Genomic DNA, 8,621 nt, shown 5'->3' with positions numbered 1-8,621 from the left:
GGACGCGGCGGACCTCCTGCGCACCCTGCGCCCGGACGGCGCCGAGGCGGTGGTGATCTCCGCCGTCGGCGGGATCGGCGGCGTCGGCAAGACCGCCCTGGCCCTGCACGCCGCCCACCGGCTGCGCGAGCACTTCCCGGATGGGCAGCTCTACGCCAACCTCCGGGGCGTACGGGAGGATCCGGCCCACCCCGGAAGCGTGCTCGCCGCCTTCCTGCGCGCCCTCGGGGTCCTGGACTCCGCCATTCCGGAGGGCGCCGAGGAACGCGCGGCCCTGTACCGGTCCCGGCTGGCGGGCCGGCGGGTGCTGCTCGTCCTGGACGATGCCCGGGACATCGGGCAGATCGAGCCACTGCTGCCCGGGTCGTCCGCCTGCGCCGTCCTGGTGACCAGCCGCAGCACCCTGCCGGAACTCCCGGCCGCCCTGCGCATCCGGCTCGACGTGCTGTCGTCCGCCGACGCCGTGACCCTGCTCGGCCGGATCCTCGGCGATGCCCGGATCGCGGCGGAACCGGCCGAAGCCGCCGCCATGGCCGAGCTGTGCGGCGGGCTCCCGCTGGCGCTGCGGATCGCCGGATCCCGGCTGGCGACCCGGCCGGGCTGGTCGCTCGCCGCGTTCCTCGGCCTGCTGGAGGGGCGGCGCTCCCCGTTCTCCGCGACGGCGGCCGGAGAGGACGGGGTGGAGGCCTGCTTCCGGCTGAGCTACGAGCTGCTGGACGCCGACGAGGCCCGGCTGTTCCGGTCGCTGGCCCTGCCCGACCAGGAAAACGCGGAAGCCGCCGACGCGGCGGCCCTGACCGGTCTTCCGTACGAGCGGGCCGAGGAGTGCCTGGAGCGGATGACCGGCCTCGGGCTGCTGGAGTCCCCGGCTCCGGGCCGGTACCGCTACCACGACCTGCTGCGGGCCTTCGCCCGGGCCCGGTCCGCGGAAGAGGACGGTCCCGGGGCGCAGGCGGCGGCGCTGGTCCGGCTCTGCGACCACTTCCTGGCGTCGGCCCGCAACGCGTACGCCGTCGAGCGCCCCGGCCATCCGCTGGCCGGACTGCTCACCGCGACGCGCTCGCCCGGCACGGCGGTCTCCGCTCCCGGTCAGGGCCACCGGCTGTTCACCGCGCAGCACCAGTCCGTGCTGGCGGTCGCGGTGCAGACCGTCCGGGCCGATCCGTCGTCCGTGGCGCTCGTGGCCGACCTCGTCCTCGCCCTGGACCCGGTGCTCGACGGCTCCTTCCTCTGGGGCGCGCTGGTGGAACCGGCCCGTCTGATGCTGCGGCTGGCGCGCGAGCGGTCGCAGACCCGGGCCGCGGGCCGCCTGGGCTACATGCTGGGCGGGGCGCTCTACCAGCTCGCGCAGCTGGACGCGGCCGAGGCGGTCCTTCTGGACGCCGAGGCCGACGCGCGCGGTTCCGGGGACCCGGCGGTCCTGACGGAGATCCTCAACTGTCAGGGGCTGGTGTGGCTCGGCCGGGGCGCGTACGACCGGGCCCTGGAGCTGTCGGGCCGGGCCGTCGAAACCGGCGAGCGGTGCGGCAACACGTGGGGCGCGGGAAACGCGCGCACCTGCCACTCCGTCACCCTGGCCGCCGCCGGGAGACTGGACGAGGCGGCGCGGGCCGCCCGCCTGGGGCTCGGCTCCGCGCGGGCCGCGGGCGACCCCTTCCGGCAGATCTACGCCCTGTACGCGCTCGGCACCGTCGCCCGGCTGCGGGGGCGCCCCGACGAGGCGATCGAGGGGCTCCGCGAAGGCGCGAAACTGGCCGCGCGGCACGGGTACTCCACCTTCGAGGTCTTCCACCTGGGCGAGGAAACCGCCTGCCACCTGGCGGCGGGGCGGGCCGGTGACGCGGTGGCGACCGGCCAACGGGTCCTGGAACTGGCCCGTGTCAAAGGGTGGTTGTTCGCGGAGGCCCGCGCCCTGCGGCTGCTCGGCACGGCGCTCGCGGCCCTCGGCGAGAAGGACCGGGCCCGGGAGTTCCTGACGCGGGCCGTCGAACTCCTCGAACCGATGCGGCCGCCCGAGGCGGCGCAGGCGCGCGCCGTGCTGGACACCTTGTAGGCCGGGGCCGGGGCCGGGGCCGGGGCCGCCCGGCCACTGCCCCGGTGCCGTCGCCGGTGCCGCCTCGCCGGTGCCGTCCCCGGGCGGGTCCCGGCTCCCGTCCATCGTTCACCCACGCGCTGTTGATCGCCCTCCGCCACCGTGTGCCGAGCAAGACCGCACGGGGGGAAAGGGAGTACACGCATGCAGGCGACGACGACCGACCGCATCACCGTCACGATCCACGCCACCGATCCGCTCAGCCGGGCCGGGGTCGTGAGCCATCTGAAGCACAGTCCGAGCGTGGAGGTCCAGTCGCGGTCCCGGGAGCGGGACGGTCTCGTACCCGCCGCGACGGTGGCGGTCGTGCTGGTGGACCGGATCGACGAGCAGTCGGCCGCCGAGCTGCGCCGGGTGCTGCGCGGCGGGGAGCAGCGGGTGGTGCTGATCGCCCGCGAGCTGCGCGAGCCGGATCTCCTCACCGTCGTGGAGTACGGCGTACGGGCCATCGTCTGGCGCCATCAGGCCACCGGGGACAGCCTGGTGAAGGCGGTACTGCAGGCGGCGGACGGGGAGGGGGTGCTGCCGCCCGACCTGATCAGCCGGGTGCTGGGCCAGGTCGGCCGGCTGCGCCGGTCGGAGTCCGCGGCGGCCTGCTCCGGGGTGGGCGGCGGACCGCTGTTCGGGATGGCGCCGCGCGAGACGGACGTGCTGCGGCTGATCGCCGAGGGCCTGGACACCCGGCAGATCTCGGAGAAGCTCGCCTATTCCGAACGGACCGTCAAGAACATCCTGCACGCCCTGATGACCCGGCTGCGGCTCACCAACCGCGCCCACGCCGTGGCCTACGCGCTGCGCGAGGGCTACATCTGATCCGCCCGCGCACCCGACCGCGCCGCGCACCCGACCGCGCGCGCCGCGGTCCCGCGTGCCGCGCGACCGGCACGGCCGTCGCGCGCGGCGGCGGTCGCCTGCCGTTCCCCGTGTTCCGCCGGCCACCTGTCGGCCCTCCACCGGCCCTCCACCGGGCCCCTGCCGGCTCCGGCCGTACCGAGGACACCACATCACATGATCCACGAGATCGACGAGGCGCTCCGCGGCCTCCTGCGCCGCGGCGCCCTGCCGGAGGGGGCGGGCGAGATCGCCCTCGAAGCCCCCACCCGGGAATGGGCGGCGCGGCGCAACACCCCCACGATCAACGCCTACTTGTACGACATCCGCGAGGACGTGGCCCGTCGCGAGCGCGGGGCCTACGCGGAGCGGGGCGAGGACGGGACCGTCCTTCGACGGCGCCAGCCGCCGCGCTGGTTCCGTCTCTCGTACCTGCTCACCGCCTGGACCGCGCGCCCCGAGGACGAGCACCGGATGCTCGCCGGGGCGCTCGCGGCGCTGCTGCCGTACGAGGTACTGCCCGAGGAGGACGTCCCGCACTCGCTGCGGACGCACCGGGCCGCCATCGCCCTCACGGTGGGCGTCCCGCCCGCCGGGTCGCGCTCACTGGCCGACATCTGGTCGGCGCTGGGAGGGGAGCTGAAGCCGTCGCTCGACGTCGTGATCACCACCCCGTTCCCGGTGACGCCGGTCTACCCGGTGGGGCCCCCGGTCACCGAAGGCGCGGTGGTCACCGTCCGCGGGGCGTCCGGCGTACCGGCCGACGCGCGGCCGCGGATGCTCCGTACCGCGCGGACCGGGAGGAAGACCGGTGAGTGAGTCGGCGCGGGCCTTGCTGAGGAGGTTGGCTGCGCTGCGCGCGGTGGCGGCGGAGCTGGTCGAGCGGCGCTCGGCCGACGATCCGGCGGCGCACGATCCGCTGCGCGGCCTGTACGTGTCCCGGGAGTCCGCGCTGCGCGCGGGCTCGGGCGACGGGCCGGAGCGGGCCCCGGACGGGGAGGCCGTGGCGGAGACCGGACCGGAACCCGGAGAGGCCGGTCGGGACTCCGGAGAGGCCGGTGCGGAACGGCTGTCCGCCCTCGTCAGGGGCTTCGGGCTGTCGGCGCTCGATCTGCGGATCCTGCTGGCGGCGGTGGCTCCGGACGTGGACCGGCGCTTCGAGCCGCTGTACGGCTACCTGAACGACGACGTCGGGCGCCGCCGGGCCTCGGTCGCCCTCGCCCTCGAACTGGCCGGAAGCGGCCCCCACCTGCCGCGGGCGCGCGGGCGGTTCCACGCGGCCGCGCCCCTGATCGCGGGCGGGCTGCTCGGGCTGGAGGACGAGGACCGGCCGCTGCCGGGGCGGGCGCTGCGGGTTCCGGAGCGCGTCGTGGCCCATCTGCTCGGGGAGGACAGCCTCGACGAGGCACTGTGCCGGGCGGGGGTCACCCTGCTGCCGCCCGCCCCGCGTCCGGCGGACGCGGCGGGCTCGGCAGGCGTGACCGGCGTGACGGGTGCGGCTGGCATGGCCGGTGCCGCCGGCATGGCCGGTGCGGCGAGCGTGACCGGTGGCTCGGCCACGGCGGTACTGGTCGCACGGTCGCGGCGGCCGGTGACCGTCCACCTGCGCGAGCGGCACGGCGCGGCCGCGGCGGCGTCCGTGGTGACCGCGCTGCGGGCGGCGGGCCGCCCGGTGCTGCTGTACCGGGCCGGGCCCGGGGCCCCGGAGCCCGCGATCGGCGCCCTGCTCAGGCGCGAGGCCCGGCTGCGCGGGGCCGGGACGGCGGTCGTGGTGACCGCCCTGCCGGGCGATCCCGGGGGCCTGATCTCCTCGATCGCCGCACCCGACATCACCTCGGTGTTCGCGGGCCCCGAGCCGTACGACCCGGACTGGGCGTCCGGGGCGGCGGCGGGAGTCTCCCTCCTGGCACTGGACGCGCCGGCGCCCGGAGCCGCGGCGGCCGGCGACGGCTCCGGAGGCGGGACGGCCGTCGACCGCTGGCGGGCCGTACTGCCGGGGTTCGACGGTGAGATGGCGGAATCGGTGGCCTCGTACCGGCTGGACGGGGAACAGATCGAGGCCGTGGCCCGGGCCGCGCGGGAACTCGCGGCCTTCGAGGGCGTCGCGCTCGGTGCGCGGCACGTCCGGCACAGCGCGCGCAGACTGTCGGCACCGCTGCTCGGACGGCACGCACGGCAGGTGCGGCCGGCCGTCGGGTTCGCCGACCTCGTGCTGCCGGAGGCGCCGCGCTCCCGGCTCGTGGAGCTGGTGGGGCGGGCCCGCCACCGGGACGAGGTCCTCGGCGGCTGGCGGCTGCGGACCGGCGGCGGGCGCGGGCGCGGGGTCGCCGCCCTGTTCGCCGGGCCGTCCGGCACCGGCAAGACCCTCGCGGCGGAGGTGGTGGCGGGGGAACTCGGCCTGGACCTGTACGTGGTCGACCTCTCCTCGGTGGTCGACAAGTACGTCGGGGAGACCGAGAAGAACCTGGAGCGGATCTTCGTGGAGGCGGACCGCACCGACGCAGTCCTGCTGTTCGACGAGGCGGACGCCGTCTTCGGCAAACGGTCGCAGGTCCGCGGCGCGAACGACCGGTACGCGAACATGGAGAGCGCGTACCTGTTGCAGCGGCTGGAGTCCTTCGACGGCATCGCCGTCCTCACCACCAACCTGCGGTCCAACCTGGACGAGGCGTTCACCCGCAGGCTCGACCTGGTGGTGGACTTCCCGTTCCCCGACGCCGGACTGCGCGCGAACCTGTGGCGCGGCGCGCTGGCCGGGGCGCCGACCGAGCCCGGCATCGAGGCCGAACTCGACCGCTGCGCGGCGGAGTTCGAACTCGCCGGCGGCTCCATCCGCTCGGCCGCCCTGACCGCGTGCTACGCGGCGCGGGTACGGGGTGCCGGGCCGGTGACCGCCGAGGACGTGCGCGACGGGGCCCGCCGGGAGTACGTCAAGGCGGGACGGCTCGTGCCGGACAGCACCGGGGCCTGGTCGCCGTAGCGCCCGGGCGGCGTGCCATCGGGATCAGGACGCGACCGGTGGACGCCTGCGAGCGCTCAGGCGGGGATGAGCGCGTCCCACTGATCCCGGGTCGGGCCGTCGTGCGCGGGTGTGAAGTCGGGGCGGGCGTCCAGCCAGGCCGTGACGTGACGGTCCACTTCGACGGTGCCGTATGCCTCGTGGGCCGGGCGCAGGAGATGGCGCACCTCGGCCCGGGCCCTCATCACGACCGGATCGTCGAAGGCACAGGCGCCCAGGGCGGCGGCCCTCCGATCGGAGAGGGATGAACTCTCGGCGAGGGGTGAACGCTCGGCGAGGCGCCTCTCGTTGGCGCGGTCGGCCGTCACCTGCGCGTCGAACCACGGGCGGAGGACCTGGCCGGTCCAGGTGTGGTAGCCGCTGGGGTCTGCGGCGATCCGGTCGGCGTGGGTGGCGAGGTACTGGGCGGCGCGCAGGCCGAGGGCCGCTCCGTGTCCCAGGGTGGGGTTGGTGTGGATGAGGCTGTCCCCGACGTTGACCAGGCCGGTGACGACGGGCCCGTCTTCGTCGGCGAGGCCGGTCCAGAGGTTGTCCAGGCCGGCCATCGCCAGGACGGCCGACTGCGGCTCGGGGTCGAGGTCGAGCCAGGCCGCGGTGGCGGGGAAGCGGCGGGCGGCGGCTTCGAACACGGCGGGGTCGGTGAGTGCGCCGCGCGTGGGATCGCCCGTGGAGAGCACCAGGTTCACCGCGAAGGTGTCGTTGTCGGAGGGGAAGACACCGGCGATCGCGAACGGCGCCGCCGAGCCGGTCTTCACCCGCCCGGGGTCGCGCGGGCCGTCGGTCCGCAGGCGGTACCAGCGGCACAGATAGGCGATCCCGGCGCGGTGGCTGTCGACCACGGGCCGGCGGCAGCCGGCCGCGACCAGCCAGGCGGGAACCGGTGAGCGCCGGCCGGACGCATCGACGACGAGGTCCGCCGGATGCGTCTCCCCGCCCGCGCGCACGCCGGTGACGTGGACCGGACGCCGCTCCCCGAAGGTGAGCGCGCGCACCCGGTGGCCCCTCAGGACCTGTACGGAGCGCTCCCGGTGCAGGGCCGCAGCCAAGGCGGCCTCCAGCACGATCCGGCGGGTGCGCAGGGTCACCAGGTCCTCGTCGCCCGCCCGGTGTGGCGGATGCTCGGCGAACCAGTCGAAGTCGTGGTACTCCCGGGCTCCGCGTGCCAGCAGGTCCGCGTAGACATCGGGGGTCTCGGCGCGCAGCACGGTGCGTACGGGCGCGAGAAACGAGTGGGGCTGGACGGCCTGCGGACTCCGGGGTCTGTGCCAGTGGTAGAAGTCCCGGTCCAGATCGTCGCCGGCCTGCCGGGCGTCCTGCTCGAACAACGTGACCGTGTGGCCCCGCCTGCCGAGCATGAGCGCCGTCCCCAGCCCGCTGATGCCCCCGCCGATCACCGCAACCCGCGCCACCGAGTACCCCTTCGCGTCGTGTTGCGGACCGAGCCTACCGATCGGCGATCTTCGGTCGCGCGCCGGCCTCGCCCGTCGGCGTCCGGGCGGGGGACGGGCGGACAGGCGCACCGAGTTGGGGCCAATGCCCTGATCGTCCCTGTGTCGAACCTGCGGGCTTCCTTAAGGGACCCTGAAGAAGCCCTCCCTGGAGCTCTTTTGGCTGGTCACCGCCCTAGGCTCGGGGCAACTCCCCTCCTCCCCCTCTCCAGTGAGGTGTTACCTGCATGAGCCGCAGCCGAACTCTTGGTACCCCGTCCCGCGTCGAGGCGCGCCGGAAGAAGTCGGCGCGCACCCGCATCGTGCTGTCCGTCACCGCCGCCGCGGCGGTCGTGGCGGTCGGGGTCGCCGTGGCCGACTCCGACGGGGAGGACCGCACGGACCGGCAGGCGGGCGGCCAGGTCGGTACGGCGTCCGGCACCGCGTCGGCGACGCCGCCCGTGGCCCCCGCCGACGCGACGCCGACGGCCACCCCCGAAGCCTCGGCCCCGGGGACCCCGAGCGCGAGCGCCAGCCCGTCCGCGACGCCCGGCGCCGACGCCACGGGATCGGCCGCTCCCGCCGATCCCGCGCTCCAGGCGAACAACGCCCCGGCCACGTCGCCGGCCGCCAAGCCGGCCAAGCCGGCGCCCAAGCCCTCCCCCACGAAGGGCGGCGGCACGGGCGGCTCCGGCGGTACGGGCACCTCCGGCGGATCCGGTGGTTCGGGCGGTTCGGGCACCGTGAACGGCGACGCCGAGTCCGCGGTCCTCTCCCTGGTCAACAAGGAGCGGGCGGCGGCCGGCTGCGGCCCCCTCGCGGCCAACGCGAAGCTGAGCGCGGCCGCGCGGGCCTACAGCGACACCATGGCCCGAAGCGGCGTCATGTCGCACACCGGTCCCGACGGGTCCACGATGACCAGCCGGGTGGAGGCCGCCGGCTACAAGTGGTCCCGCCTCGGCGAGAACATCGCCCGCGGGCAGGCCGACGCCGCCTCGGTCATGAACTCCTGGATGAACAGCTCAGGACACCGGGCCAACATCCTCAACTGTGACTTCCGCGAGATCGGCATAGGCGTCCACAAGGGCGACGGCGGCCCGTGGTGGACGCAGAACTTCGGCACCGGGAAGTAGCGGAGCTCCGGCCCCCTGCCGGTCCCCTGCCGACACCCCCCTCGGCAGGGCCTCCCTGCCCGTGCCCTCCCCCGGGCCGGCCGGCGGACGGAAACCCCCACGCCGTCCGCCGACCGGCC

The 8,621-nt window shown here is 75.8% G+C and carries 6 protein-coding genes; 5 read left to right on the top strand and 1 reads right to left on the bottom strand.

Annotated features, from left to right (window positions below):
• The 4 genes from ABT106_RS29460 to ABT106_RS29445 all read left to right on the top strand — a co-directional run.
• On the top strand, window positions 1-2,053 hold a 2,053-nt coding region (locus tag ABT106_RS29460; RefSeq protein ID WP_351283398.1), incomplete at its 5' end, for an ATP-binding protein.
• A gap of 183 nt (window positions 2,054-2,236) precedes the next feature.
• Window positions 2,237-2,905: a helix-turn-helix transcriptional regulator gene (locus ABT106_RS29455; protein WP_351283395.1), complete on the top strand. Its 669-nt coding sequence runs from the start codon at window positions 2,237-2,239 to the stop codon at window positions 2,903-2,905.
• A gap of 195 nt (window positions 2,906-3,100) precedes the next feature.
• Window positions 3,101-3,742 (top strand): Pvc16 family protein, encoded by a 642-nt coding sequence (locus tag ABT106_RS29450; RefSeq protein WP_351283393.1) that lies wholly within the window; start codon window positions 3,101-3,103, stop codon window positions 3,740-3,742.
• Between the two features lie 25 nt (window positions 3,743-3,767).
• On the top strand, window positions 3,768-5,903 hold the full coding sequence (locus ABT106_RS29445; RefSeq protein WP_351283390.1) for an ATP-binding protein: 2,136 nt from the start codon (window positions 3,768-3,770) through the stop codon (window positions 5,901-5,903).
• 56 nt (window positions 5,904-5,959) lie between these two features.
• On the opposite strand, the gene ABT106_RS29440 is transcribed toward ABT106_RS29445, so the two are convergent.
• On the bottom strand, window positions 5,960-7,351 hold the full coding sequence (locus tag ABT106_RS29440) for an FAD-dependent oxidoreductase (protein WP_351283388.1): 1,392 nt from the start codon (window positions 7,349-7,351) through the stop codon (window positions 5,960-5,962).
• Between the two features lie 266 nt (window positions 7,352-7,617).
• Here ABT106_RS29440 and ABT106_RS29435 point away from each other — a divergent pair, with 266 nt between their 5' ends.
• Window positions 7,618-8,502 carry a CAP domain-containing protein gene (locus ABT106_RS29435; protein WP_351283385.1) on the top strand — a complete coding sequence of 295 codons (885 nt, stop codon included), beginning with the start codon at window positions 7,618-7,620 and terminating at the stop codon, window positions 8,500-8,502.
• Window positions 8,503-8,621 lie beyond the last annotated feature (119 nt).

It is taken from the genome of Streptomyces sp. NPDC002044 (genome assembly GCF_040296725.1).
GTDB lineage: Bacteria > Actinomycetota > Actinomycetes > Streptomycetales > Streptomycetaceae > Streptomyces > Streptomyces antarcticus.
Note: the sequence above shows the minus strand (reverse complement) of the source record. Positions and strands in the feature narration are given on the sequence as shown.